The organism is Sinorhizobium americanum (assembly GCF_001651855.1).
In the GTDB taxonomy this organism is placed as follows: Bacteria; Pseudomonadota; Alphaproteobacteria; order Rhizobiales; family Rhizobiaceae; genus Sinorhizobium; species Sinorhizobium americanum.
In genome coordinates this window covers 176,068-202,392 of the sequence record NZ_LNQC01000044.1, presented here as the reverse complement: position 1 = coordinate 202,392, position 26,325 = coordinate 176,068, and the positions used below count along the sequence as shown (strand labels likewise).

General features: G+C 63.7%; 22 protein-coding genes. 5 read left to right on the top strand and 17 right to left on the bottom strand.

The window, feature by feature from the left end; translation table 11 throughout:
* Position 1: 1 nt before the first annotated feature.
* Positions 2-2,080: a methyl-accepting chemotaxis protein gene (locus tag ATC00_RS08105; RefSeq protein WP_037386909.1), complete on the bottom strand. Its 2,079-nt coding sequence runs from the start codon at positions 2,078-2,080 to the stop codon at positions 2-4.
* Between the two features lie 246 nt (positions 2,081-2,326).
* Between ATC00_RS08105 and ATC00_RS32895 the strand changes: the two genes are divergently transcribed.
* The 4 genes from ATC00_RS32895 (at position 2,327) to ATC00_RS08090 (ending at position 6,579) form a co-directional block, all read left to right on the top strand.
* Complete coding sequence (locus ATC00_RS32895; protein WP_037386914.1) at positions 2,327-2,485, top strand: hypothetical protein; 159 nt, start codon at positions 2,327-2,329, stop codon at positions 2,483-2,485.
* A 147-nt stretch (positions 2,486-2,632) separates the two neighbouring features.
* Positions 2,633-3,232: an SCO family protein gene (locus tag ATC00_RS08100; protein WP_037387288.1), complete on the top strand. Its 600-nt coding sequence runs from the start codon at positions 2,633-2,635 to the stop codon at positions 3,230-3,232.
* 119 nt (positions 3,233-3,351) lie between these two features.
* On the top strand, positions 3,352-4,227 hold the full coding sequence (locus ATC00_RS08095) for a 50S ribosomal protein L11 methyltransferase (RefSeq protein WP_064252478.1): 876 nt from the start codon (positions 3,352-3,354) through the stop codon (positions 4,225-4,227).
* A 516-nt stretch (positions 4,228-4,743) separates the two neighbouring features.
* Positions 4,744-6,579, top strand: a complete 1,836-nt coding sequence (locus ATC00_RS08090; RefSeq protein ID WP_064252477.1) for an aminopeptidase P family protein — start codon at positions 4,744-4,746, stop codon at positions 6,577-6,579.
* 237 nt (positions 6,580-6,816) lie between these two features.
* Here ATC00_RS08090 and ATC00_RS08085 read toward each other — a convergent pair whose 3' ends face one another.
* The 5 genes from ATC00_RS08085 to panC form a co-directional block, all read right to left on the bottom strand.
* Positions 6,817-7,056: a hypothetical protein gene (locus ATC00_RS08085; protein WP_037386920.1), complete on the bottom strand. Its 240-nt coding sequence runs from the start codon at positions 7,054-7,056 to the stop codon at positions 6,817-6,819.
* 114 nt (positions 7,057-7,170) lie between these two features.
* Positions 7,171-7,479: an AzlD family protein gene (locus ATC00_RS08080; RefSeq protein WP_037386922.1), complete on the bottom strand. Its 309-nt coding sequence runs from the start codon at positions 7,477-7,479 to the stop codon at positions 7,171-7,173.
* Between the two features lie 3 nt (positions 7,480-7,482).
* Complete coding sequence (locus ATC00_RS08075) at positions 7,483-8,199, bottom strand: AzlC family ABC transporter permease (protein WP_064252476.1); 717 nt, start codon at positions 8,197-8,199, stop codon at positions 7,483-7,485.
* 224 nt (positions 8,200-8,423) lie between these two features.
* Complete coding sequence (gene panB / locus ATC00_RS08070) at positions 8,424-9,245, bottom strand: 3-methyl-2-oxobutanoate hydroxymethyltransferase (protein WP_037386928.1); 822 nt, start codon at positions 9,243-9,245, stop codon at positions 8,424-8,426.
* Position 9,246: 1 nt separating this feature from the next.
* Positions 9,247-10,122 (bottom strand): pantoate--beta-alanine ligase, encoded by an 876-nt coding sequence (gene panC, locus ATC00_RS08065; RefSeq protein WP_064252475.1) that lies wholly within the window; start codon positions 10,120-10,122, stop codon positions 9,247-9,249.
* A 295-nt stretch (positions 10,123-10,417) separates the two neighbouring features.
* On the opposite strand from panC, the gene ATC00_RS08060 reads away from it, so the two are divergent.
* Positions 10,418-10,822, top strand: a complete 405-nt coding sequence (locus ATC00_RS08060) for a VOC family protein (RefSeq protein ID WP_037386935.1) — start codon at positions 10,418-10,420, stop codon at positions 10,820-10,822.
* 100 nt (positions 10,823-10,922) lie between these two features.
* Here ATC00_RS08060 and ligA read toward each other — a convergent pair whose 3' ends face one another.
* From ligA to murG, 11 genes are all read right to left on the bottom strand, one after another.
* Positions 10,923-13,076, bottom strand: coding sequence for an NAD-dependent DNA ligase LigA (gene ligA / locus ATC00_RS08055; protein ID WP_064252474.1), 2,154 nt, complete (start codon positions 13,074-13,076; stop codon positions 10,923-10,925).
* Positions 13,077-13,251: 175 nt separating this feature from the next.
* Complete coding sequence (gene recN / locus ATC00_RS08050) at positions 13,252-14,925, bottom strand: DNA repair protein RecN (protein WP_064252473.1); 1,674 nt, start codon at positions 14,923-14,925, stop codon at positions 13,252-13,254.
* Between the two features lie 35 nt (positions 14,926-14,960).
* Positions 14,961-15,827 carry an outer membrane protein assembly factor BamD gene (locus tag ATC00_RS08045; RefSeq protein WP_037386942.1) on the bottom strand — a complete coding sequence of 289 codons (867 nt, stop codon included), beginning with the start codon at positions 15,825-15,827 and terminating at the stop codon, positions 14,961-14,963.
* A gap of 333 nt (positions 15,828-16,160) precedes the next feature.
* Positions 16,161-17,114 (bottom strand): UDP-3-O-acyl-N-acetylglucosamine deacetylase, encoded by a 954-nt coding sequence (gene lpxC / locus ATC00_RS08040; RefSeq protein ID WP_037386944.1) that lies wholly within the window; start codon positions 17,112-17,114, stop codon positions 16,161-16,163.
* Positions 17,115-17,437: 323 nt separating this feature from the next.
* Complete coding sequence (gene ftsZ / locus ATC00_RS08035; RefSeq protein ID WP_037386946.1) at positions 17,438-19,216, bottom strand: cell division protein FtsZ; 1,779 nt, start codon at positions 19,214-19,216, stop codon at positions 17,438-17,440.
* Positions 19,217-19,316: 100 nt separating this feature from the next.
* The gene (ftsA, locus tag ATC00_RS08030) at positions 19,317-20,645 is read right to left on the bottom strand and encodes a cell division protein FtsA (protein WP_037386948.1); all 1,329 of its coding nucleotides are present in this window, start codon (positions 20,643-20,645) and stop codon (positions 19,317-19,319) included.
* Positions 20,642-21,571: a cell division protein FtsQ gene (ftsQ, locus tag ATC00_RS08025; RefSeq protein ID WP_037386949.1), complete on the bottom strand. Its 930-nt coding sequence runs from the start codon at positions 21,569-21,571 to the stop codon at positions 20,642-20,644. The genes ftsA and ftsQ overlap by 4 nt, the downstream gene beginning before the upstream one ends.
* Complete coding sequence (locus ATC00_RS08020; protein ID WP_037386952.1) at positions 21,559-22,485, bottom strand: D-alanine--D-alanine ligase; 927 nt, start codon at positions 22,483-22,485, stop codon at positions 21,559-21,561. Before ATC00_RS08020 ends, ftsQ begins: the two co-directional genes overlap by 13 nt.
* 332 nt (positions 22,486-22,817) lie before the next feature.
* A complete protein-coding gene (gene murB, locus ATC00_RS08015; protein WP_037386954.1) occupies positions 22,818-23,792 on the bottom strand; it encodes a UDP-N-acetylmuramate dehydrogenase in 975 nt (324 codons plus the stop codon).
* A 3-nt stretch (positions 23,793-23,795) separates the two neighbouring features.
* Entirely contained in the window at positions 23,796-25,205 is a 1,410-nt protein-coding gene (gene murC / locus ATC00_RS08010) for a UDP-N-acetylmuramate--L-alanine ligase (protein ID WP_037386955.1), read from the bottom strand.
* Positions 25,202-26,323 carry an undecaprenyldiphospho-muramoylpentapeptide beta-N-acetylglucosaminyltransferase gene (gene murG, locus ATC00_RS08005; protein WP_064252472.1) on the bottom strand — a complete coding sequence of 374 codons (1,122 nt, stop codon included), beginning with the start codon at positions 26,321-26,323 and terminating at the stop codon, positions 25,202-25,204. The genes murC and murG overlap by 4 nt, the downstream gene beginning before the upstream one ends.
* Between the last annotated feature and the right edge of the window lie 2 nt (positions 26,324-26,325).

Genomic DNA, 26,325 nt, shown 5'->3' with positions numbered 1-26,325 from the left:
ATCAGAATTCTTCCCAATTGTCACCGGAGGCCGTGACGGAGGGTACGGCGGCCGATGTGTTGCCGAAAGCGCCCGCCAGCTTGCCCATCAGGGCTTTGGCGGGAGATGGAGCCGGACGGGTGGATGCCTGCGCAGCTGCCGGCTGATGGAGCGCAACGGGCTTGGCGGCCGCTGACTTGCGTGCACCGGTCTGCATGTTCGAGCCCGTCGCACTTGCCTTGATCGACGGCGCTGCCGCTGCAGGAGCGGCGGCCCGCATCGTCTTTTCGCTGACCTGCCCGTTGCGGAACTGGCTGAGGATATCGCTGAGCTTCTCGGCATCCTGAGCCAGCGTGTGGCTCGCCGCATTGGTCTGTTCGACCATGGCGGCGTTCTGCTGCGTCATCTGGTCGAGCTGGCCGACCGCCGTATTTATCTCGTGGAGGCCGGTCGACTGCTCGCGCGCCGCCTGTACGATCGAGCTCATGTGTTCGTTGATGCGCACGACGTTCGCGCCGATTCGGCCGAGCGCATCGCCGGTCGCCTGGACCAGCTTGACGCCGGTTTCGACCTCGGTGCCGGAGCGCGTGACCAGCGCCTTGATGTCCTTCGCCGCACCCGCCGCCCGTTGCGCGAGTTCGCGGACCTCCTGGGCGACGACGGCAAAGCCCTTGCCGGCCTCGCCGGCCCGCGCCGCCTCTACGCCAGCGTTGAGCGCCAGCAGGTTCGTCTGGAAGGCGATCTCGTCGATGACGTTGATGATCTTGCCGATCTCGTTGGACGCCCCCTCGATACGGGCCATGGCGGAGATAGCCTCGCCGACGATGCGCCCCGATTCCTCGGCATTGACGCGCGTCTCGCCGACCATGCGGCTTGCCTCTTCGGCCCGGTCGGTCGCCGTCTTGACGGTGACCGTGATCTCTTCGAGAGCAGCCGATGTCTGCTCGAGCGATGCCGCCTGCCGTTCCGTCCGCCGCGCCAGATCGTCGGCGGCGCTGCGCATCTGCCGGCCATTGGCGTCGATCGAGACCACGTTCTCCTTTACATTGCCCAGAACATGGCTCAGCCGTTCGACCGTGTTGTTGAAGTCGCGCCGGAGCGTGTCGAGTCCCTCCTCGAACGGCTCGCGGATCGATACTGCGAGGTTGCCTTCGGCAAGTTGATTGAGCGCCCGGCCGAGAGCGTCCACCGCCGCCTTGATGCGACCGACCACCTGATCGCGCTCCGCAGCCTGGCGTTCGCGGTCCTTTTCCATCTCGTTACGGTTTGCGGCGGCATGCTGTTCGAGGGAGCGCTTTTCCATAGCGGCGGCCCGGAACAGGTCAACCGAGCGAGCCATCTCGCCGATCTCGTCGCTGCGGTCGAGCGCGGCGACGGCCGATGTCAGGTCGCCGGAGTGGATGCGCTGCATGCTGTCGCGCAGCCCGAGGATGCCCCGGCGAAGCGCGTTTCCGTGGAACCAGATCAGCCCGAGCATGCCGCCCATGATCAGGATGCCCACGGCGGTTTGCAACGTGAGCGCGTTGCTCGAAGCAACACGCGCTTCCTCGGTGCGCTCCGTGGCGAGGCGGGCCGCGGCATCGGTGATTTCAGTCAGGAGGACATTCATGCGCTCGCCGCCGCCGTCGATCGCGTCGTCAAGCCGAGCGAATTCCTCGGTCGGAGCGCCGTCCTCGACCAGTTTCTTCAAGTCGACTTCGATCGCCTTGCGGAGTGCGGCAAGATCGGCTCCGAAACTCGCGAGCTGCCCGGATTTGCCCAGCAGCCGCGCCAAGGCATCGAGGTCGGGCATCTTTGCGTCGAGCAGGGCGAGCGACTCCTTTATCTGCGCTGCCCGTTCCGGCTGGATGCGGCCCTCCTCGCGGTCGATGATCGTATCCATCGCGTTCAGCACCAGTTCGACACTCGCAAACCGCATGTCCTCGGCGGTTTTCATGCCTTTCTCGGCGATGATCGCCTTCTCGAGGGCGGCTTCGGAGCGACTGTTCTGGTAAAAGCCGACCCCGAGCACACAGCCAAAACCGAGAAAGGCCGCAGCTGCGAGCGTCGCCAGCCGCTGGCTGACGGAAAGGGTGCGCGTTTCGGAGGGAGACGTGGTCATCTAAGTGGCCGTCCGTGGCAATGGACCTGCCCGATGCGAGCGCGGTCCTCCGTTGCGATCGATGCGGATAGCCGGGCTCGATCAACCGGATGACCTCATGTCATATCGAAGTGGTGGCACTCCTCCGCGTCAGCCGACAGTGTCAAAGAGACCTTAAACAATCGCTAATACATGGTCCCCATTTCCTTGAAGAGCCTCGATCGGGCCGCCTCTTTTCTTGCCGTTTTGTGATGCTATGATCGCCTCATGCGCACGGATACGAACAGATCGCTTTCTCCCCTCGTGCTGACCCTTTTCACGGGCGCCTTTGCGCTCGTCGGGCTATTTGCTTTCCGGGGCTGGCTTGCCTATGGAGCGGATATTTTTCTCGGGCTCGCAGAAACGGGCGTCTCCTGGTGCTTCTAGAAAAGAGCGCGAGGCGCAAATAACCTTCCAACGCTGAAGCGAAACGCCTGCGGCAATTGGGCCTTTGCGCCAACTGTGACGACACGCTATCAAAGCCTCCATGTTCAGCGACGGCCGGCGATCGGCCACAACAGGCCGGTGGCAATGATGAAGTCAATCCGCATCGCCCTTTGGGCAGCCATCCTCGTCATGGTGACGCTCCTGGGCTGGCTCACTTACGACATGACCCAGCCGAAGCAACAGGCGTCGTCCGGCCCCTTCGGCGTACCCTTCACGCTGGTCGCCCAGAACGGCCAGCCGATCACCGAGAAGGCGTTCGCCGGCAAGCCGACCGCCCTCTTCTTCGGCTTCACCCATTGCCCGGAAGTCTGCCCGACGACGCTGTTCGAAATGAACGGCTGGCTTGAAAAGGTCGATCCGGAGGGCAAGAAGCTACAGGCCTATTTCATCACAGTCGATCCGGAACGCGATACGCCGGAGATCCTCGGCCAGTACGTCTCCAACGTGTCGAAGCGCATCACCGGCATTTCCGGCCCGCCGGACAAGGTCCTCGAAATGGCCAAGGGCTACCGGGTCTACTTCAAGAAGGTCCCGGTCGACGAGGCGAAGCCTGATGGCGACTACACCATGGACCATACGGCTTCGGTCTTCCTGATCGACGCCGACGGAAAGTTCAGCGGCACGATCTCCTATGGCGAAAACCCCGAAACCGCCGTCAAGAAGCTCGAAAACCTCGTAAGGGGTTGAGGGCAGTTCCATAACCCAGAAAGCGCCGGTCACCCGGCGCTTTGCGTTTGTGGGCCAATCATGCTAGCGGCGGAGCCCGCGCGCCCGATCGAAGCACGCGAAGGCCGAAGGGAAGAACCTTGAGCGCGATACGTCTTTTCGTCACCACAACCGAGAAGCAGGCGGCAGCCGTTCTCGACGTCATCAGCATGGTCTTCGAAGACGAGGGTTATGCCGTTGCGACGATGGAAATCGACGAGAAGCGCGACGTCTGGGAAGCGTCCGTCTACATGATGGCGGACGAAGAGGAGAGCGTCAGATCCCGCCTTGCCGATGCGCTGGCCACCGAATTCTCCCATCTACCTATCGAGCGCGAGGTGCTGCCGGAGATCGACTGGATCGCCAAGTCGCTGGAAGGCCTCGCACCAGTGCGCGCCGGCCGTTTCGTGGTCCACGGCTCCCATGATCGGGACAAGGTGAAGACCGGCGAGATCGCCATCGAAATCGATGCCGGGCAGGCCTTCGGCACCGGCCACCACGGCACGACCGCCGGCTGCCTGGAAATGCTTGCCTCCGTGGCGCGCTCGCGACGCATTGGCAACGTCCTGGATCTCGGCACCGGAAGCGGTGTGCTGGCGATTGCCGCCTGGAAGCTCCTGCATGTGCCGGGACTTGCGACCGACATCGATCCGGTCGCAACCCGCGTAGCGCGTGAGAATGCCCGCCGCAACGGCGTCGTCGCCGGCCTGACCTTCGCGACCGCGCCCGGCTTTCACTCGACCGCCTTCGGCGCTCACTCGCCCTTCGATCTCATTATTGCCAATATTCTGGCGCGACCGCTGATGAAGATGGCACCCGAACTCGTCGCCAATCTCGCCCCAGGCGGCTCGGTCATCCTTTCCGGTATCCTCGCCGAGCAGCGCTGGAAAGTGCTCGCCGCCTATAACGGCCAGCGGCTCAGGCATGTGCGCACACTCTGGCGAAACGGCTGGGTGACGATCCACCTGACGAAATAGGTTTTGGCCGCAAAAAGCGCCCCGCTACGGGCGGCGCCTCATCTTTCCAACTGCTCGGCGCCCAAAAGCGAAAAGGCCGCCCGAGCCATCATGGCGGGCGGCCTTTTCGAAACAAAGGCGATGCCGGAGCATCGCCTGCTGGCCGGCTTGTGACCGACCATGCCCGCGAGCTTGAGGAGGAGGAGCGCTCAAGCGGGCTCTACCGCTCCGAAATTGGCCACCTTGAGGGAGGAGGAGAACAGATGACCAATTATCTCGGAACTGCAGTCGTTTGAACTGCCGGACCTTCGTCCGTGTTCGTTGGCGCCCTTATACCCTATTATTTCAATAGAGAAAGATACAATGGCGCATGGGAGCCATGCAGACGGCGCATATGTATGATAAATGGAGGGGCCGCCGGCCGCTCCGTCCGTTGCTCATGGCAGGATGTCGCCTCTTTCCCCCGCAGCGCCCTTTCCGCTAACATGGCGCCACCTCCCCCCCGCGGCTCTCCGCCAAACCCTATTGGATTTAATCATGTTTCAGTCCTTCGACGTGACCTCCACGCCCCAGTTCGGCAAGGAGCGGGCCACCGCGCTCCGTGCCGCTTTTGCGCCGCTCGGCATTGACGGCTTCCTCGTGCCGCGCGCCGACGAATTTCAGGGCGAATATGTGCCGGCCACGTCCGAACGGCTCTCCTGGCTGACCGGCTTTACCGGATCGGCAGGCGTCGCCCTCATCACGCAGCGTGAAGCGGTCGTTTTCGTCGACGGACGTTACGTGACGCAGTTGAAGGAGCAGGTCGACGGCAGTGTCTTTACCGGCGGCGATCTCGTTGGAGAGCCGCCGCATGTCTGGCTGGAGGCGCATGCGCCGAAGGGGTTTCGTCTCGGCATCGATCCCTGGCTGCACACCGCGGCGGAGGTCCGCCGGCTCGAAAAGGCGCTTACGGCGATCGGCGGCGCGCTCGTTTTCCTCGACCACAATCCGCTCGACCGGCTCTGGACCGACAGGCCCGTGGCTCCCCTCGGCCGCGTGACGATCCAGCCGATCGAGCATGCGGGTCAATTGGCCAAGGACAAGATCGCCGCGATCGCCGCGACGGTCGAAAAGGCCAAGGCGGCCGCCGTGGTATTGACCGACCCCTCCTCCGTCGCCTGGACGTTCAACATTCGCGGCAGCGACGTACCGCACACACCGCATCCCCTGGCCCGCGCCGTCATTCATGCGAACGGTCGCGCCGAGCTCTTTCTCGACAAGCGCAAGACCGGGATCGAACAGGAAGCCTATCTGACCCAGCTTGCGGATATGCTGCCCCCCGGCGATTTCGACGATCGGCTCGCATCGCTCGCCGCGAGCGGCGCGGCGATCATGATCGATCCGGATCTCGCTCCCTTCGCCATCGGCGAACTGGTCCGTTCGAGAGGCGGTGCCATGATCGAGGCCACCGATCCCGTCCGCCTGCCGCGGGCCCGCAAGAACGCTGCAGAGATCGCGGGGTCGCTGCGCGCGCACCTGCAGGACGGCGCGGCAATGGTCGAATTCCTGGCATGGCTCGATGGGACGCAGCCCGGCAGCGTCACGGAAATCGGTGCGACGAAGAAATTGGAGGCGGTGCGCGCCGCAGTCGGCGAGCGCATGCAGAACCCGTTGAAGGATATTTCCTTCGACACGATCGCTGGCGCCGGCTCGCATGCCGCGATCATGCACTACCGCGTCACCATCGACACCGACCGGCCGATCGAGGCGGGAACCATGTTCCTGATCGACTCGGGGGCGCAATACATCAACGGCACGACCGACATCACCCGCACCGTCGCGATCGGTGCCGTGCCGGAAGAGCAGAAGCGCTTCTTCACCCTGGTGCTGAAGGGCATGGTCGCAATCAGCACGGCGCGCTTCCCCAAGGGGTCCCGCGGTGTCGATCTCGATCCCCTCGCCCGCATCGCGCTCTGGAAGGCGGGGGCCGACTATGCGCACGGCACCGGCCATGGAGTCGGCTCCTACCTCTCGGTTCACGAGGGCCCGCAGCGGATCGCCCGGCTTGCCACCCAGGAACTCCTGCCAGGCATGATCCTTTCCAATGAGCCCGGCTACTACCGCCCCGGCGCCTTTGGCATTCGCATCGAAAACCTCGTCGTCATCCGGGACGCCGTAGAAATCGCCGGCGGCGATCTGCCGATGCTCGGCTTCGACACGCTAACCCATTGCCCGATCGATCGCCGGCTCGTGCTGCCGGCCCTCTTGAGCGACGAGGAACTTGCCTGGCTGAACGATTATCATGCCGCGACGCGGGAAAAGCTGATGCCGCTCATTGTCGGCGAGGAAACGCGCCAGTGGCTGAAGGCCGCAACGGAAGCCGTTTCACGTTGAATGAGTTGGATAGGTGAGAGGTCGATAGGGAGGCCCGGCGGCGTGGGCTGGGGCTACAGGGGGGCAGCCGGGCCTCCGTTGGGAGGTTTGATGTCTCAACCAACAACGCCGTTATATGCACCCTGGCCCTCGCGCGTAACCCGAGAATTTTACTGGATTATGAGCAAATCTCGGAATTTTCCGCCTCAGCGATCCTGGGGCGGAAGCTGAAAAGCCGGGACGAGCCCGGCTTCTCTCTCAGATTCCGAGCATTTTCTTTGCTTCGCCGAGGGCTGCCTCCGAACCGGCATGATCGCCGGCCTGGTGCAATTGCTCGCCCTGCGCGCGCAGTTCCTTAACCTTGGCCATGTCAGCTTCGGAAAGCGAGGCGTTCGGCATGGCGGCGTCGATTGCGGCCATCATCGACGGGCATTGGTTGGCGAAGGCGGTCATAGGCGCGAGCGCCAGCATAAGGGCAATCGTGATCCTGGTAATCATTGTCGCTCCTCCACCGCCGAAGGGCTCATGCCTCTCCGGCATTGAAGGAATGATAGTCCAGGATGGTGCCGGCGCCAATGCACCGTCGCGCAACCCAAAGGATGTTGCGACGCGTCACAGGATCAGGTGGCGGATCGCCATCACCACGACCCAGCCGGCGAGCAGCATCCGCAGCGTCGAGAAGCGGAGGCCCGCGGCAAAGGCGACGAACATCGAAGCGGCCACGTCGAAGCCCCCATAGACGAAGGCAGGTGCCACGAGCGTCGTCAGCACGGCCGCCGGCACGGCGTTCAGCGCCGCCTCGAGGCGTGGGGGGATGTGCTTCAGCTGCGTGATCAACACGTAGCCGCCGACCCGCGTGGCGAACGTCGCGACCGCCGCGGCGATGATCAGATAGATCAGGGTGAGGTGCTGTGCGTCCACGGCTCAGGCCTCCCTTTCGATCGCAGCCATTTCACTTGGCTGCCGATCCTGCGGCAAGCACGCGGCAAGCAGGACGCCGGCAAGCGCGCCGATGCTCACATGCCAGGGCGAACCGACGAAGTGCATCGCCGCAACCGAGGCGACCGCGCTGGCCGCGACAACGGGCAGGAAACGGTCGCGCTTGCGGAAGCCGAGTACGAGCCCAAGGAAATAGATCGGCAAGAGCACGTCGATGCCGATAACCCTCGGATCGCCGATCAACTGCCCGAAGACAGCCCCTATTGCCGTGGTGATGAGCCAGGGTAAATAGATGATCAGGCCGAAGCCGAGATACCAGGAAAAGCTGACCGGGAGCCCGCGCTCGGCCCGTCTTTCGCTTTCCGCATATTGCGGATCGATCAGCAGGAAGAAGGCGAAGAACTTCTGGACCGGCGTGAAGTGGCGGATGTGCCTGGCGATCGAAGCCGAATAGAGCACGTGCCGGAAGTTGACGGCGAAGACCGACAGCACCACCAGCCAAGGCTGGACATTGTTGCCGAACAATTCGATGCCGACCATCTGGCTGGCGCCGGCATAGACCATGGCGCTCATGAACACCGCATCGGCGATCGTAAAGCCGTTGTCGACGGCGAGCGCCCCAAACAAGGCGCCGAAAGGCGATGCCGCCACCATGATCGGGAAGCCGCCGCGCAGGCCCTGGCGGAACTCGTCTCTGTCCATGGATTTCCTCCGGTCGGAGCCCGACGCGAGCGGCACTCGCAAGCTCTTCGTGCGGGACAGATAGGCCCTCAGTGAAGCCGCTACAATTCAATTACACTGATGCACAGATTGAATTTTATGATGGTTGGGATCATTGCTCGCCACAGATACCCAGCCACGCAGCGTCTGCGCCGTGGACGACTCTCATCGCCGAGAAGCGGATGCGCATCGCGACCCTGAATCGATCAGCGCTTCACCTGGAACGTATGCTCGATGCCCGGGAAAGTGCGCGCCTTCACCTCGTTGGCATAGTCTTCCACCGCCTTGGAGATCGCCGGGGCGAGCTCGGCGAAATGCTTGACGAAGCGCGGCTTGAAATCGTTGAAAATGCCGAGCATGTCGTCCGAGACGAGGATCTGGCCGTCGCAAGCGGGCGATGCGCCAATACCGATGGTCGGTGAGCGCAATGTCGCGGTAATCTCGCGCGCGACCGGCTCGACCGTGCCTTCGACGACGATCGCAAAGGCGCCGGCGTCGTCGATTGCCTTGGCATCGCGGCGGATCTTCGCCACTTCCTTTTCGTTGCGCCCGACGGAGCGGTAGCCGCCGGTGGTGTTGACCAGCTGAGGCATCAGTCCCACATGGCCGAGCACCGGAATGCCGCGGCTGACGAGGAAGTCGACCGTCTCGGCCATTTCCGCGCCGCCCTCGAGCTTGACGGCGCTGCAGCCGGTTTCCTTCAGGATGCGCGCCGCACTGCGGAAGGCTTGTTCCTTCGATTCCTGATAGGAGCCGAAGGGCAGATCGATGACGACACAGGCCCGCTCGGAGCCGCGCATCACCGCCTGACCATGGGCGATCATCATGTCGAGGGTGACGCCGACCGTCGTGTCGAGGCCGTAGAGCACCATTCCGAGCGAATCGCCGACGAGCAGGAAATCGACGTGCGGGTCGAGGAGCCGGGCGATCGGCGTCGTATAGGCGGTAAGGCTGACAATCGGGCGTTCGCCCTTCAAGGCTTCGATACTGGCGGGGCTGAGCCGCCGCTTCGTGGTCTGGACGCTCATTTCAGGCAACCTTTGCAAAACGGGCAGATTTCGGAGCGATGACGCGATTGTCGAGCAGCTTGGTCGTGCCGAAGCGGACGAAGAGCAGGAGCAGCACCGGCTTCTCGCCGATTTCGCCGACCGGCTCGAGCGTCTCGGGATCGCGCAGCGCCACCACCTCTGGACGTGCCAACGGCGCGCTTGAAAGGAAATCGGTGACGCCCTTCTCGACCACGGCCGGATCGGTGACGCCGCTCGCGATCAGCCGCTCGGCCTCGTCGAGCGCTTTCGGCACGACCGCTGCCGCCCGGCGCTCATCCGCGGTCAGGTAGACATTGCGGGACGAACAGGCGAGCCCATCGGCTTCCCGTACTGTCGGCACGCCGACAACGGCGACGGGCTGGGCGAGATCGGCGACCATACGGCGGATGATCTGCAGCTGCTGAAAATCCTTCTCGCCGAAATAGGCGCGGTCCGGCTGGACGATGTTGAAGAGCTTGGTAACAACCGTCGCAACGCCGGCGAAGTGCCCGGGCCGCACCGAGCCTTCGAGCTCGGAGCCGAGCTTCGGCAGGTCGACGACCGTCTCCATCGGATGCGGATACATGTCGGCGACACCCGGTGCGAAAAGAAAAGCGACGCCGCCTTTCTCGAGCATCTCCTGATCACGAGCGAGATCGCGCGGATACTTGGCAAGGTCCTCGTTCGGGCCGAACTGCAGCGGATTGACGAAAATACTGGCGACGACCATGTCGTTCTCGCTGCGGGCGCGGCGCACGAGCTCCATATGGCCGACATGAAGATAGCCCATGGTGGGCACCAGTCCGATCGTCCGGCCGGCACGCCGGTGCTCGGCAAGGGCGGCGCGCAACTCGGCGATAGTGGTTATCGTCTTCATCTCCGGACCCTCCAATCCGCCGGGGGCGGGAAAGACGCGCCCCGCTTCGCTGATATGGCGAGTAGCCAGCCCCGCGAAAAGGCAATTGCACAAATTTTGGCTGCAAGGTCTATCTTGTGCAGCGCAAAAATACAAACGGAATTGGTGTACAGGACGGGCCTTCAGTTGTCGGCAGACTCAGGTGCCTTAGCACTTGAAAGCCGCTTTCCCGACGCCAGATAAATCTCTCCCACCTGTCGGCAGAACACGTTCGCCTTCGTCCTTGACGCATCAACATCCACACGAGGAGCATCCCATGCGCATGATTTTCGTCAATCTTCCCGTCAAGGATCTGAAAGCCTCCCGGTCCTTCTTCTCCTCCCTCGGCTTCACCTTCAACGAGCAGTTCTCCGACGACACCGCCGCCTGCATGGTCATCGACGATAATATCTTTGCCATGCTTCTGACGGAGCCGAAATTCCGTAGCTTTATTGTCGGCGAGATCAGCGACACCGCGCGGGCCACGGAGGTGATCACCGCGCTTTCCGCCGGCAGCCGGGCCGAATGCGACGAGATGTTCGACAAGGCGATCGCCGCCGGTGGCAAGCCCTGGAAGCCGGCGATCGACTACGGTTCAATGTATGGTGTGAGCTTCCAGGACCTCGACGGCCATGTCTGGGAATTCATGTGGATGGATATGTCGGCCGAGCAGCCCGCCTGATTCGACGATTAAACACAGAACCTCAAGAGCCCCGCGCGCCGCGGACGTGGCGCGCGCCGTGAAAGAGGGAGAATGCTCGCGAACTTAGCCAGACGCCCAATTATCCGCCGATCAGCGCCAGCCACTCGTCCTCGTCCATCGTCTGGACGCCTAACTCGCGGGCCTTGTCGAGCTTCGAGCCGGCGCCGGGACCGGCCACCACGATGTCGGTCTTCTTCGAGACGGAGCCCGCCACCTTGGCGCCGAGGCTTTCCGCCTTCGCCTTCGCTTCGTCGCGGGTCATCTTTTCGAGCGAACCGGTGAAGACCACCGTCTTCCCGGCGACCGGGCTATCCGTCGCTACCCGTATTTCCGCGCTCTCCGGCGTCACCTCTTCGAGAAGATCGGCAACGACTTTCAGGTTGCGCGGTTCCTTGTAGAACTCGACGATGGCGCGGGCGACGACTTCGCCGATACCCTCGATGCTGTTGAGCTCGTTCCAGGCGTCCCCGTTAAGGCTGCCCGCCTCGACCATTGCGGCGCCGAAGTGCTCATAGGTTCCGTAAGAGCGCGCGAGCAGCTTGGCCGTCGTCTCGCCGACATGGCGGATGCCGAGCGCGTAGATGAAGCGATGCAGCGCGATCGAACGGCGGGCAGTGATCGCCTCATAGAGCTTGCGAACGCTGACCTTGCCGAAACCCTCGATGTTTTCGAGCTTGGTGAGCGACGCCGCCTGCCTGCGCTCCAGCGTGAAGATGTCGGGCGCGGTCCGGATCGACAGCGTCGGATCATCGCTTTCGAAGAAGAATTCGATCTGTTTCGATCCCAGCCCCTCGATATCGAAGGCGTGGCGCGAGACGAAGTGCTTCAAGTGCTCGACGGCCTGCGCCCGGCAGACGAAGCCGCCGGTGCAGCGACGCACGGCGTCCACCTTGCCGGTCTTCTCGTTGATATCGCGCACCGCATGGCTGCCGCAGACCGGGCATGTGGTCGGGAACCTGTAGGGCTCCGCCGCCTCGGCCCGCTCATCCATCACCACGTCAACGATCTGCGGGATGACGTCCCCTGCCCGCTGGACGATGACCATGTCGCCGATGCGGATGTCGCGCCCCTCGCGGATCGGCTCGCCGCTGTTGCCGAGGCCGCGGATATAGTCCTCGTTGTGGAGCGTCGCATTGGTGACGACGACGCCTCCAACGGTGATCGGCTCCAGCCGCGCGACCGGCGTCAATGCGCCGGTACGGCCGACCTGAATGTCGATGCCCTTGAGCCGCGTGAAGGCCTGCTCGGCCGGGAACTTGTGCGCCGTCGCCCAGCGCGGGCTCCGCGAGCGGAAGCCGAGCCGTGCCTGCAGGTCGAGGCGATCGACCTTGTAGACGACGCCGTCGATATCATAATCGAGATCCGGCCGCTCGCGCTCGATATGGTGATAGTGCTCCAGCAATTCGTCTGCAGAAGAAAAACGCTGCATCAGCGGATTGACCGGGAAGCCCCAGGCCTTGAAGGTCTCGACCATGCCGAATTGCGTATCCGCCGGCATTGCCGAGATCTCGCCCCAAGCATAGGCGAAGAAGCGCAGCTTGCGGCTCGCCGTCACCTTCGCGTCGAGCTGGCGCAGCGACCCGGACGCCGTGTTGCGCGGATTGACGTAGAGCGGCCTGCCCTGTGCCGCCATCTCGGCATTGAGGGCGGCAAAATCGGATTTCGCCATATAGATCTCGCCGCGGACCTCGACGACGTCCGGCGCATCGGCCAGCAAGGTCTGGGGGATCATGCGGATCGTGCGGATATTGGCGGTGACGTTCTCTCCCGTCGTGCCGTCGCCGCGCGTCGCCGCCGCCACCAGTCGGCGGTTCTCGTAGCGCAGCGACATGGAGAGCCCGTCGATCTTCGGTTCGGCGGTAAAGGCGATGGAGTGATCGGGGAGCTTGCCCAGGAAGCGGTAGATGCCGGCCACGAAATCCCGCGCATCCTCATCGGAAAAGGTGTTGTCGAGCGAGAGCATCGGCCGAGCGTGGACGACCGCCTGGAAGGTCAGCGAAGGCGCCGCGCCGACCTTCCTCGAGGGGCTATCCTCGCGGACGAGCGCCGGGAAGCGCTGCTCGATCAAATCGTTGCGGCGCTTCAGCGCGTCGTAATCCGCGTCCGATATCTCCGGCGCATCCTGCCCGTGATAAAGCGCGTCATGGCGGGCGAGTTCAGCGGCGAGAAAGGCGAGTTCCTCCGCGGCTTCAACTTCGGACAATTGCTCGACGGGTCTGTTCTCGTTCAGCATGGATCGCGACTCCGGACTTGGGAGTCGTTTTGTAGAGCAACCAGTACGAAAGAAAAGCCGCATTCCGATCGCGCGCGCAGCTCCGATGCCCGTGCCTTGCACCCCAAACAGGACAACCGCGTCTCCTCGGCGCTAGATAGGTTGCGAACGCAGAGTCGTCTTTGTCGCCCGCCAGTTATCCGCCGCCCGCCAGCAACCGCGCCGCCGCCGCCCTTGCCTCCTCGGTGATCGAGGCGCCGGCGAGCATGCGGGCGATTTCTTCGGTGCGCGCCTCGTCGTCCATGCGAGCGACACGGGTGGCGATCATTTCGGCCTTTTGCGCCGATGGTCCCTTGGAGATCAGCAGGTGCGTCGCGGCGCGCGCCGCAACCTGCGGCGCATGCGTGACGGAAAGCACCTGGACGGTCTTCGAAAGCCGCTTCAGCCGCTGGCCGATGGCATCCGCCACGGCACCCCCGACGCCGGTGTCGATTTCGTCGAAGACCAGCGTCGGCGCCGAGCCGCGATCGGCAAGCGCTACCTTCAGCGCCAGCAGGAAGCGGGATAGCTCGCCGCCCGAAGCGACCTTCATGATCGGCCCGGGCCGCGTGCCTGGGTTCGTCTGCACATGAAACTCGACGACGTCGATGCCCTCGGCCGACGGCGAATGGGGATCACTGGCGACCTCGACCATGAAGCGGGCGCGCTCGAGCTTCAGCGCCGGCAGCTCTGCCATCACGGCCGCCGAGAGCGCGCTCGCCGTATTGTGGCGCTTTTCCGATAGCGACCGGGCCGCGGTGTCGAAGGCCGCCCTCGCCTCGCCCACCTGCGCCTCCAGTTGCTTCAGCTTCTCCTCGCCGGCGTCCAGATCGGCGAGATCGGCGATCATCCGGACGGCAAGTGCCGGCAGCTCGGTGACGGGAACCGAGTATTTGCGGCCGGCGGCACGCAGGGCGAAGAGCCGCTCCTCGACGCGCTCCAGTTCCTTCGGATCGAATTCGGTGTTGCGCAGCGCCCGTTCCACCGCCATCTGCGCATCGGAAAGTTGGTTCAGCGCCCCGTCCAAAAGCTCGACCGTCTCTTCCAGCAGGCCCGGCGCCTCGTGGCTCTTGCGCTCGAGCCGCCGCACCAGCGAAGCGATCAACGGAACCGGCGACGCATTGCCGTTCAGGAATTCGGACGCTTCGCTGATGTCGCCGGCGATCCGTTCGACCTTCATCATGCGCGCCCGGCTTTCGGCCAGTTCCTCTTCCTCGCCGTCCCGCGGCGCCAGTGCCTCCAGTTCCTCGACGGAAGAACGCAGATAATCCGCCTCGCGTGCCACCGCCTCCACGCGCTCGCGGTGCTTCTTCAGCCCCCGCTCGGCGTCCCGCCAGGCGCGATAGAATGCCGCGACGTCTTGTGCCGTTTCGGTGGTGCCACCGAAAGCGTCGAGCAACGCGCGGTGGGCGTCGATGTCGACAAGCGCCCGGTCATCGTGCTGGCCGTGAATTTCGACGAGCACGTGTCCAGCCTGGCGCATCAATTGCACGCTCACCGGCTGGTCGTTGATGAAGGCTTTGGTACGGCCGTCCGCGGACTGCACCCGGCGGAAGATCAGGTCGCCGTCGTCGTCGATGCCGTTTTCGTGCAGCAGAAGCCGCGCCGCATGACCGGGCGGCACGTCGAAGACCGCGGTCACCTGCCCCTTATCCTCGCCATGGCGCACCAGCGAACCGTCGCCGCGGCCGCCGAGCGCCAGCGACAGGCTATCGAGAAGGATGGATTTGCCCGCGCCGGTTTCGCCGGTCAGCACCGAGAGCCCCGCGTCGAAGCTGAGGTCAAGCCGTTCGATCAGGACGATATCGCGGATCGAGAGCTGGGCGAGCATCCGGGATCATATCTTCCGTGAAAGCGCCGAAGCGATCAGGCGCCGATGAGTTTCTTGCCCGCGCGCGCGATCCAGGACGTACCGCTCTCGCGCGGTTCGAGACCGCCCGACTGCAGCAGCTTGTAGGAATCGGCGTACCACTGGCTGTCCGGGTAGTTATGCCCGAGAACCGCAGCCGCCGTCTGTGCCTCCGCGGTCACGCCCATGGAGAAATACGCCTCGACGAGACGCGCCAGCGCTTCCTCGACCTGGTTGGTGTTCGGATACTGCTCGACGACGACACGGAAACGGGAAATGGCGGCGAGATATTCCTTGCGCTCGAGGTAATAGCGCCCGACCTGCATCTCCTTGCCGGCGAGTTGGTCACGGGCAAAGCGGATCTTCGCCTGCGCGTCATCGACGTATTCCGAATCGGGATATTTATCGACGACCACCTGCATCGCATCAATCGCCCTCTGCGCAGGCTTCTGGTCCTGCGTCACCGACGGGATCTGCTTCGTATAGGCGAGACCCTGGATGTATTGTGCATAGGCCGCGTCTTCGGACTGCGGATAGAGATTCAGGTAGCGACTGGTGGAGTTGATCGCGTCCTGGTACTGACCGTTGCGGTAGGCGACGAAGGCATTCATCACCAGTGCCTTGCGGGCATATTCGGAGAACGGATGCTGCCGGTCGATCGCCTCGAACTTGCGCCCCGCTTCCGTCGTCTTGCCGGCATTCAGGTTGGCAAGGCCCTGGTTGTAGAGCACTTCCGGCGGATCGGTCTCCGCGGTTAGCTTGGTGATGTCGATATCCGGATCGTTCTGGCAGGCGGTGATCAGGCTCGAGCCGGCGACTGCCGCAAGGACGACGGCGACGACGCGCGCTGATTTTCTCATGTCAACAGAAACTGCAAGGACCATCGGATATTCCCGTTTCACCTACAGCGCCGCGCGTCGCACCAGACGCGCAAGGGTCGCTGTAGCACTTTAGATTGCTGCATGTCTTTGTCCTTAATCGAGGTCGATTTAAGGAGACATGCAGTAGCGGTTGACATCCGCCAGACTTGCGCGTTTTAGAGCAAGTTGCCTCAAGACCGCAACGTCATGATCGGCGATTCATGCAAATTTGTGACATTCGTCCGGTATCGGCGCGATGTTCTTCGTTTTTCCACCGCAATTCGCCGCGTTTTACTCCAGCCACCATGAAAACGCCGGCCTTTCGGCCGGCGACTGGAGAGTAATGAACTGTCTTTCTTATGCCGACCAGGGCGCAAAACCCGGAGCGGCGACGGCGACCAATTCGCGGGAGCGCGTGCGCTGGCGCTGGGATGCAGTTTCCACGACCTCATAGGCAGTCGGATCGCTCAGGAGAGCTTTCAGCGCATTGGCGTTCATCTTGTGGCCACCGCGATAGGAACGATAGCAGCCGAGGAACGGCGCGCCGGCGAGCGAAAGGTCGCCCACGGCGTCGAGCGTCTTGTGGCGGACGAACTCATCCGCGTAACGAAGTCCTTCGACATTGACGACCGTGTCGTCGTCCGAAATCACCACCGAATTTTCGAGCGACGAACCAAGTGCAAAGCCGGCAGCCCACAGCCGCTCGACGTCGCGCATGAAGCCGAAGGTACGCGCCCGCGACAGTTCGCGCTTGAAGACGGCGGGGGTCATGTCGCCCTTCCAGGACTGACGACCGATCAGCGGGCAATCGAAATCGATCTCGACTTCGAAGCGCATGCCGTCATAGGGCGTGAACTCCGACCAGGAAGCGCCCGATTCGATGCGAACCGGCTTGAGGATGCGGATATAGCGACGCTTCACCGCAAGTGCCCGGATCCCCGCCTGCTCGATAGCGTCGATGAAAGGCTCGGAACTGCCGTCCATGATCGGCATTTCCGCGCCATTGACTTCGATCAGCAGATTGTCGAGGCCAAGCGCATAGATCGCCGCCATGACATGCTCGATGGTGGCGATCGAAGTTGCAGGCGAAAGTCCAAGCACGGTGCAAAGATCGGTGTTGCCGACCTGCGACGAAACGGCTCTGAACTCGCTCACCCGTCCGCCGGCGAGTACCCGCTGGAAGACGATGCCGGCGTCCGCCTCGGCCGGATGGAAGGTGATCTCCACCTCGGCACCGGAGTGAACGCCAATTCCCTTCAGGGTTATCGGGCTTGCGATCGTCGTCTGAAACCCGAGCAGTTCGATTCCCATTCTCTCGTCACTTTCAATCAATTGGGCCGAAGCCAAACTCTTGCAGCACGCGGACGATTTTCAGCGCAGACCTACCGGTCGTGACCAGACGGCTGCCGGCCGAGCCACGTTCGAACTGGCAGCGTTCGATCGAATCGCGTGCGTCCCTATCCGATCGTGAAAATAGGAGTTCTGAGGCACCATTCCAAATCACTGTTCGTTTCGCTTTGTTACGCAATTCATATGCGCGCAATGGAATTAGCATCCCATTGAAAACGCGCAACAAAGTGAAAATGCCCGGGCTTTCGCCCGGGCACCGGCAAGGTGAAGGAACGCGTTGGGAATCAGTTCGATTGGCGGCGCAGGAACGCCGGAATCTCGAGTTGATCGTCCTCGTGCGAGCGCATCTGCGGCGTGGCGCGGCCCTGATCGTCGAGCTGGCCGCGACGCGGAGCATAGAGACTCGCCTCCGGCGACAGCGGGCGGCGCTGCTGGGAAGCGGCGCTCGGCGCTGCCGAGGTCATGTCGGACGAGACATTCTGGCTCTCGCGCTCGCGCAGCCCAAGCGAGCTGGTGATCCGGTTGAGGAGGCCCATCGGACCACGCTCTTCCTGAAGCGCCGCAGCGGGTTGTGCGCGATGGTCGATCTCGGCCTTCACGACGGGCGGAAAGTCCTCGACCTTCGGCATGCGAACCGGCTCGGCATGCTGGCGGACGACCGGAGCCGGCTCCTGGCGGACCGGGTGCGGTTGCACCTGCGGCTGGACCTGAGCCTGCATCGGCGCTTCGACGGGCCGCGGCATCGGCTGCGGCGCGCGGGCTACGGGCGCGGCTTCCACCGGAGCGGCGCCGGCAAAGAGCTTGCTCTGCGGGCGAAAGGCCTCTTCCTGGACCTGCGGAGCCGGTGCAGCGACCTGCGCGCGAGTGGCAATGTCGAGCTCACGCTCCATTTCGGCCTCGCGGATCGCAAGTGCGATCTGATCGACCTGCTGAACCGGCTGTTGGACCGGCTGCGGGGCGATTTGCTGGACCGGTTGTTGCTGAACCGGCTGCTGCAGGATGGGCTGCTGCGGAGCGGGTACGGCGGCCGACGGACGGACGATCGGCTTCGGCGCTACCGGACGAAAGTCGGCGGAGCGGCCGGGCACCTCTGCGGCTCCACGGTCGATACCGGTTGCGACCACCGAAACCCTGATCAGGCCTTCGAGATCTTCGTCGAAGGTGGCGCCGAGAATGATGTTGGCGTCCGGATCCACTTCCTCGCGGATGCGCGTTGCCGCCTCGTCCACCTCGAAGAGGGTGAGGTCGCGGCCGCCGGTGATCGAGATGAGCAGGCCTTGCGCGCCCTTCATCGAGGTTTCGTCGAGCAGCGGGTTGGCGATCGCCGCTTCCGCAGCGGCCATGGCGCGGCCCTCGCCGGATGCCTCGCCCGTGCCCATCATGGCGCGGCCCATTTCGCGCATCACCGAGCGGACGTCAGCGAAGTCGAGGTTGATGAGGCCTTCCTTGACCATGAGGTCGGTGATGCAGGCGACGCCTGAATAGAGAACCTGGTCGGCCATGGCGAAGGCGTCGGCGAAGGTCGTCTTGTCGTTGGCGATCCGGAAAAGGTTCTGGTTCGGGATGACGATCAGGGTATCGACCGACTTCTGCAGGTCGGCAATGCCTTGGTCGGCGATGCGCATGCGGCGCCCGCCTTCGAACTGGAAGGGCTTGGTAACGACGCCGACGGTGAGGATACCCTTGTTGCGGGCCGCCTGGGCGACGATCGGCGCGGCGCCCGTGCCGGTGCCGCCGCCCATGCCGGCGGTGACGAAGCACATATGGGTGCCCTGCAGGTGATCGATGATCTCATCGATGCACTCTTCCGCAGCAGCACGGCCGACTTCCGGCTGCGAGCCGGCGCCGAGACCTTCGGTGACGGCGACACCCATCTGGATGATCCGTTCGGCCTTGGTCATGGTGAGCGCCTGCGCATCCGTATTGGCGACGACGAAATCGACGCCCTGCAGGCCCGCGGTGATCATGTTGTTGACGGCGTTGCCGCCGCCGCCGCCGACGCCGAAGACCGTGATGCGGGGCTTCAGCTCGGTAATGTCCGGCTTTTGCAAGTTGATGGCCATAGTACCGTTCCTTCTCTTTTTCTGGCCGCCTTGCCGAGCCGGCCAAATCCTTGAAACTCAAAACCCGTCGTGCCCGGCGCGAGATCTGCGCCGATGAAACTCAGAAACTCTCTTTCAACCACTGGCCCATGCGGGCGATACGGCTGTTGCCGCCGCCGAGGGAGAACATGCCGCTCTGGCTGGCATGCGTCTCGAGATCGGCGACCTGCGGATAGATCATCAGCCCGACGGCCGTAGAGAATGCCGGACCCTTGGCGGCGGCCGGCAGGCCGGAGACGCCTAGCGGCCGGCCGATGCGGACGTTGCGGGCCAGGATCCGCCGCGCCGCTTCCGGCAGACCGGTCAATTGGCTGGCGCCGCCGGTCAGCACGATCCGCTTGCCGACGATCGGGCTGAAGCCGGAGCGCTGGATGCGGTCGCGGATGAGCTCCAGCGTTTCCTCAATGCGGGCCCGTACGATGCGCGAGACAAGCGCGCGCGGCACATGGGTCGGCTGATCACGGTCATCCTCGCCGATCGGCGGAACCGAGACGATGTCGCGCTCGTCGGCGCTGTTCGGAAGCGCCGAGCCATGCACTACCTTCAGGCGCTCGGCATCCTCGATCCGCGTCGAAAGCCCGCGTGCCAGATCGGTCGTCACATGATGGCCGCCGAGGCTGACGGCATCCGCATGAACCAGCTTGCCTTCGGCGAAGACCGAGATGGTCGTTGTGCCGCCGCCCATGTCGATCGCCGCGCAGCCGAGCTCGACCTCGTCGTCGACGAGTGCGGCAAGGCCGCTGGCATAGGGCGTTGCGACAATGCCTTCGACCGAGAGGTGCGCGCGATTGACGCAAAGTTCAAGGTTCTTCAGCGCGGCCCGTTCGACGGTCAACACATGCATGTCGACGCCGAGGACGTCGCCGAACATCGCGAGCGGGTCGCGGATGCCGCGCTCTCCGTCGAGCGAAAAGCCGGTCGGCAGCGAATGCAGGATAGCCCGGTCGGTCCTGAGCGACTGCTGGCCGGCGGCGGCAAGCACCTTCTTCAGGTCGTTCGCGTCGACCTCCTGCCCGCCGAGGTCGATCGTCGCCGTGTAGACATCGCTCTGCAGGCGGCCGGCCGAGACATTGACGATGAGGCTGTCGATCGTCAGCCCAGCCATCCGCTCCGCCGCATCGACAGCCAACCGTACGACGCTTTCCGCCGCATCGAGGTCGGCAATGACGCCATTCTTGACGCCGCGCGACTTCTGGTGGCCGATGCCGATGATCTCGATATTGTGGGTGCGGCCGGGCAGGATCTGGCTCTCGGCGCGCGGCGTCAGCCGGCCGATCATGCAGACGACCTTGGTCGAGCCAATGTCGAGCACGGAAACGACGTGCGACCGCTTCGAGGAGAGCGGCTTCAGGCGCGGCAGGCCGAAACTGGCGGAACCGAACAGACTCATATCCGCTTCTCCTGCGCCTTCAGCATCTTCTCCCTCGCCTTCAGCGCCACTTCACGGCGCGCAACCGCTTCCGGTGTGAGTTGTACGGTCGTGCGGTCTTCAAGCCTCAGATCGACGGCAGCGATATCGCGCTCGAGAAGCTGATGACCTTCTTCCATCTCGGCCAAAACCCGCATCGCCCGGGCGACGTCCTTCTCCGGAAGCTTGACGACGATGCCGTTGTCGAGGCGCAGGTCCCAGCGCCGGCCGGAGACCCGCACGAAAGCCTTGACGCGTGAGCGGAACTCCGGCCAGCGGGAAAACTCGTCGTAGAAGGCAGCCGCCGCCGTCTCGGCATCGCGCCCGACGAAGAGCGGCAGCGCGGCAAACTTGTTGTCGCGCAACGGGGCAATCACGCTGCCACTGCGCTCGATGAGCGACAGATCAGAACCGTGCTGCCAAATGCCGAAGGCCTGGCGCTCCTTCAGGTTAACTTCGATCGTCGCGGGATAGATCTTGCGCACGGTGACGCTCTCGACCCAAGGCAATTCGCCGATCAGGCGGCGTGCCTCGCCGATATCGAGCGCGACCAAAGACGTCGTCCCGTCGAGACCGAGCTGCTGGAGAATGTCGATCTCGGAGGTCTGCTCGTTGCCGGAGACCCGGACGTCTTCGATGGCAAAGCCGGCCGCCGTCGTCGAAGCCTGCGCGAAATTCTGCGTGTGGCCGCCGAGTGACATGCCGTAGAGGCCTGTCGCCAGAAGGAAAGCGGCGGCGGAGATGGTGCCGGTATGGGCGGGAAAGCGGACGCGGCCGGCACCGAGGCTGACCAGGAAGCGGACGCCCTTGCGCAGCGGCCGTGGCAATACGAAAGCATCATCACCCTCGGCGGCGACGCCGAGCGGGTGACGAACCCTTCTGCCCCTTTTGCCCCTCAACGCAAGCACGATGCGTCCTCCACCATCCACTTTAGAAACTCACCAAACTGAAGGCCCGCATGCTGCGCCATTTCGGGAACCAGGGAGGTCGGGGTCATGCCGGGCTGCGTGTTGATCTCCAGCCAGATCAACTCGCCCTCGCCATCTCCACGATCATCGAAACGGAAGTCGGATCGGCTGACGCCACGGCAACCGATCGCCTGATGCGCCTTCACCGCCAAGGATTGTATTTTTTGGTAAATATTTGGTGAAATCTGCGCCGGAATAACGTGCCTCGAACCACCTTTTACGTATTTCGAATCATAGTCGTAGAAGGCATGCCCCTGCGGGATGATCTCGGTAACGCCGAGCGCCACGTCGCCCATGACACCGCAGGTGAGTTCGCGTCCAGCAATATAGCGCTCGACCATCACGCGGTCGCCGTAGCGCCACTCGCTGGAGGTAATGACCTGCGGCGGATGCGACTGGTCTTCCTTGACGATGACCACGCCGAAGCTCGAGCCTTCCCGAACCGGCTTCACCACATAGGGCGGCTTCATCGGATGAGCATTGCCGAAGTCGCGCCGGTCCATGATCAAGGCGTCGGCCACCGGAATGCCGGCGGCCTTGGCGACGTGCTTCGCCTGCGCCTTGTCCATGGCGAGCGCCGAGGCAAGTACGCCGGAATGAGTGTAGGGAATCTCAAGATATTCCAGAATGCCCTGGATGGTCCCATCCTCGCCGAAGGGGCCATGCAAGGCGTTGAACACGACTTCGGGACGCAATTCGGCGAGCACGGCGGCCACCTCACGACCGACATCGACGCGGGTGACGCGGTAACCCTCGGCCTCCAAGGCATCCGCGCAAGCCGCCCCGGAAGACAGGCTTACCGGTCTCTCCGAGGAAAATCCGCCCATCAGGACAGCAACATGCCTGCCGCTCATTCAGACCCCCAAACAGTACGCCACTATCGCAAAGCTTGCTTGCGTCTGGCTGTTTCCATCAGCCCCGAGTCGCGAGATCTCCGCCTCGGGCCACTACAACGACAATATGGTTAACGAACCGTTTACTTTGGTTAACTCTTGTTGCGATGACCGCAGCCGCCGTCAGCCAGAATCGACCAATACACAGGGCTTCCATGCTGAATCGGCGCTTTGTAAGGCGGGCGCGAGAAATGGCGGCTTGTCCAGCGGGCCCCTTCGGTGAGGGTCTTAGCAACACAAAAATGCCGCGGCGGTTTCCCGTCGCGGCCCATGATCATTCGGTTCTTCTCGCCTCAGGCCGTGGCGCGGCCGAGGAATTCCTTGATCTCATAGCCCGGCATGAAATTGCCGATCCGCTTGATCTCCCATTCAAGCTTGATGCCGGAATGCTCCATCACCTGCGCCCGCACCGTCTCGCCGAGATATTCGAGCTCGTAGCCGCTCGCCTGGCCGGTGTTGATCATGAAGTTGCAGTGAAGCGGCGACATCTGAGCGCCGCCGATCATCATGCCGCGCCCACCAGCCTCGTCGATCAGCTTCCAGGCCGAATGCCCTTCCGGATTCTTGAAGGTGGAGCCACCGGTCTTCTCGCGGATTGGCTGCACCGTCTCGCGATGCTGGCGCACCGCATCCATGTCGTGGCGGATCTTCGCCTTGTCCTCCGGAAAGCCTTCGAAGACCCCATGCGTGAAGATCAGGTCCTTGGCCGCAGCCGTATGCCGATAGGCATAGCCCATGTCGGCATTGCTCAAGACGTGCCTGTTGCCCTTGCGATCGACCGCGTGGACCTCGACGACGCGCTCCCGCGTCTCGCCGCCGTTGGCGCCGGCATTCATCCTCAGCGCACCGCCGATCGACCCCGGGATGCCGTAGTAGAAATAGAAGCCGCCGATGCCGTGATCGAGCGCCATGGCCGCGATGTTCTTGTCCGGGCAGATCGCACCCGCCTTGATGCGGTTATCGCCGACGATCTCCAGTTCGCCGAAGCCCTTCGCCGAGAGGCGAATGACCACGCCGGGAATACCTCCGTCGCGCACCAGCAGGTTCGAGCCGACGCCGATCACCATCACCGGCACGTCCTGCGGTACCAGCTTCAGGAAGGCGACGAGATCGTCGGTGTCGTGCGGCTGGAACATCAGCTCGGCAAGCCCGCCGGCGCGAAACCAGGTCACCCGGTCCATCGGAGCATCGGGCGTGATGCGGCCGCGGATTGCACTGACGCCGCTTCCGAGCGCGTCCAGGAGTTTCTGACCGTTAACCTGCTTCATGCTTCAACTTCCTGAAATTTCCGCGAGTTCCTTCGGAAGCGCCGCGGCCCAATAGGTGATGCTGCCAGCCCCCAAGAGAACCACAAAGTCGCCCGGCTGCGCAATCTTTGAGACGACCGGAGCGAGCGCTTCCGGCCCGGCGAGATAGCGGGCATCGCGATGGCCGGCGGCCTTGATGCTGTTGACGAGCGCTTCGGAATTGGCGCCGTCGATGGCGTCCTCGCCCGCCGCATAGACCGGTGCGATCAGAATAGTGTCCGCATCGTTGAAGCAGGCGGAGAAATCCTCGAACAGGCTCGACAGGCGCGAATAGCGGTGCGGCTGGTGAACGGCGACGATGCGCCCCTGGCAGGCCTCGCGCGCGGCCCTCAGGACCGCCTTAATCTCGACCGGATGGTGGCCGTAATCGTCGAAAATGTGCGTGCCGTTCCATTCGCCGGTGAGCGTGAAGCGGCGCTTGACGCCGCCGAAGGAGGCGAGCCCCTTGGCGATCGCCTCCGGCGCAATGCCGAGACGCTGCGCGACCGCGACGGCGGCCGTGGCGTTCGAAACGTTGTGCCGGCCGGGCATCGGCAGGCGCAGGTCGTTGAGCTTTATCACCTGGCCGGTGCGGCGGCGGCGTATCTCGACATCGAAGACAGAGGTCGCGCCGTCCATCCGGATATTGTGATAGCGCACGTCGGCCTGCGGATTCTCGCCATAGGTGACGACTTTGCGGTCCTCGATCTTGCCGACCATGGACTGGACTTCCGGATGATCGAGGCAGAGGACGCCGAAGCCGTAAAAGGGCACGTTCTCGACGAACTGGCGGAAGGCAGCGCGGACCGCGTCGAAATTGCCGTAATGGTCGAGGTGCTCCGGGTCGATATTGGTGACGATGGCGATATCGGCCGGGAGCTTGAGGAAGGTGCCGTCGGATTCGTCCGCCTCGACGACCATCCACTCGCCGGCCCCCATGCGCGCATTCGTACCATAGGCATTGATGATGCCGCCATTGATCACCGTTGGATCGAGGCCGCCGGCGTCGAGCAGCGCCGCGACCATCGACGTCGTCGTCGTCTTGCCGTGCGTGCCGCCGATGGCGATCGCATTGCGGAAGCGCATCAGCTCGGCAAGCATCTCGGCGCGGCGCACCACCGGCAGGAATTTTTCGCGCGCCGCAATCAGTTCGGGATTGTCCTTCTTGATCGCCGTCGAGACGACCACCACCTCGGCGTCGCCAAGATTCTCCGCCTTGTGGCCGACCGAGATTTTGATGCCCTTTTCGCGCAGGCGTTGCACATTGGCGCTGTCCGACTGGTCGGAGCCCTGGACCCGGTGGCCGAGATTGTGCAGCACCTCGGCGATGCCGCTCATGCCAATGCCGCCGATCCCGATGAAATGTACGAGCCCGATCGTCTTCGGCATTTTCATGAGCGTGCTTCCTTGAATTTGGCGACTGTCGAGCCGCTGGCAATAGCCTCTACCAGGGACGCAAGCAAGCGCGCGGCATCCGGTTTGCCGGTTTCGCGGGCGTTCGCCGCCATCTGTGCCAGCGCCTCGGGAGTGTTCATGGCGTCGGAAAGGATGCCGGCGAGCCGTTCGGCGCTGAGTTCCGCCTGGGCAATCACCCGTGCCCCGCCCTTGGCGGCAAGCGCTGCGGCATTCGCCGCCTGATCGTGGTCCAGCGCGTAGGGATAGGGAACGAGGATGGCCGGACGGCCGATCACCGAGACCTCGGAAACCGTCGACGCGCCCGACCGGCAGACGACCAGATGCGCCGAAGCGATGCGGGCCGCCATGTCGTTGAAGAAGGGCGAGACCTCAGCCGGAATTCCAAGCTTGTCGTAGGCGGCAATGACGCCTTCCCTGTCTTCCGGCCGCGCCTGCTGCGTCACCTTGAGCCGCTGGCGCTGAACGTCGTCGAGACGGCAGACGGCCTGCGGCACCGCCTTCGAAAAGAATTGCGCGCCCTGGCTGCCGCCGAAGACGACGAGATGAAATGGGCCGCCGGCCGGTGCCGGATAGGGCACGCTGGCCGCCTCCAATACGGCCGGGCGGACCGGATTTCCGGTCGTCACGGTCTTTGCCGCGAAGCTTCCGCCGCTCTCGGGAAGAAAGCCGCCGGCGATTGCCTGCACCCGCGAAGCCAGCATCCTGTTGGCGCGCCCCATCACCGCATTCTGCTCGTGAATGAGCGACGGAACGCCCATTCCGGTGGCGGCGAGAAGCGGGGGCACCGTCGGGTACCCGCCGAAGCCGACGATCGCCCGGGGCCTGTAGCGGGCAATCAGACGCCGCGCGGCGCGCAAGCCCGTCCAGAGTTTCCACACCGATTGCGCAAGCTTGATGGGGTTCTTCGACCCGATCGTGGCGGAAGGTACGACATGCACCTCGTCGGCCGGGAATTTTCCGGCATAGCGCTCGGCACGGCTATCGGTCACGAGATGCACGGCATAGCCCGACGCCTTCAATTCATGCGCAAGCGCCTCGGCGGGAAAGAGGTGTCCGCCGGTACCGCCGGCGGCTAGAAAGATGATGCCCTTGTCCATGT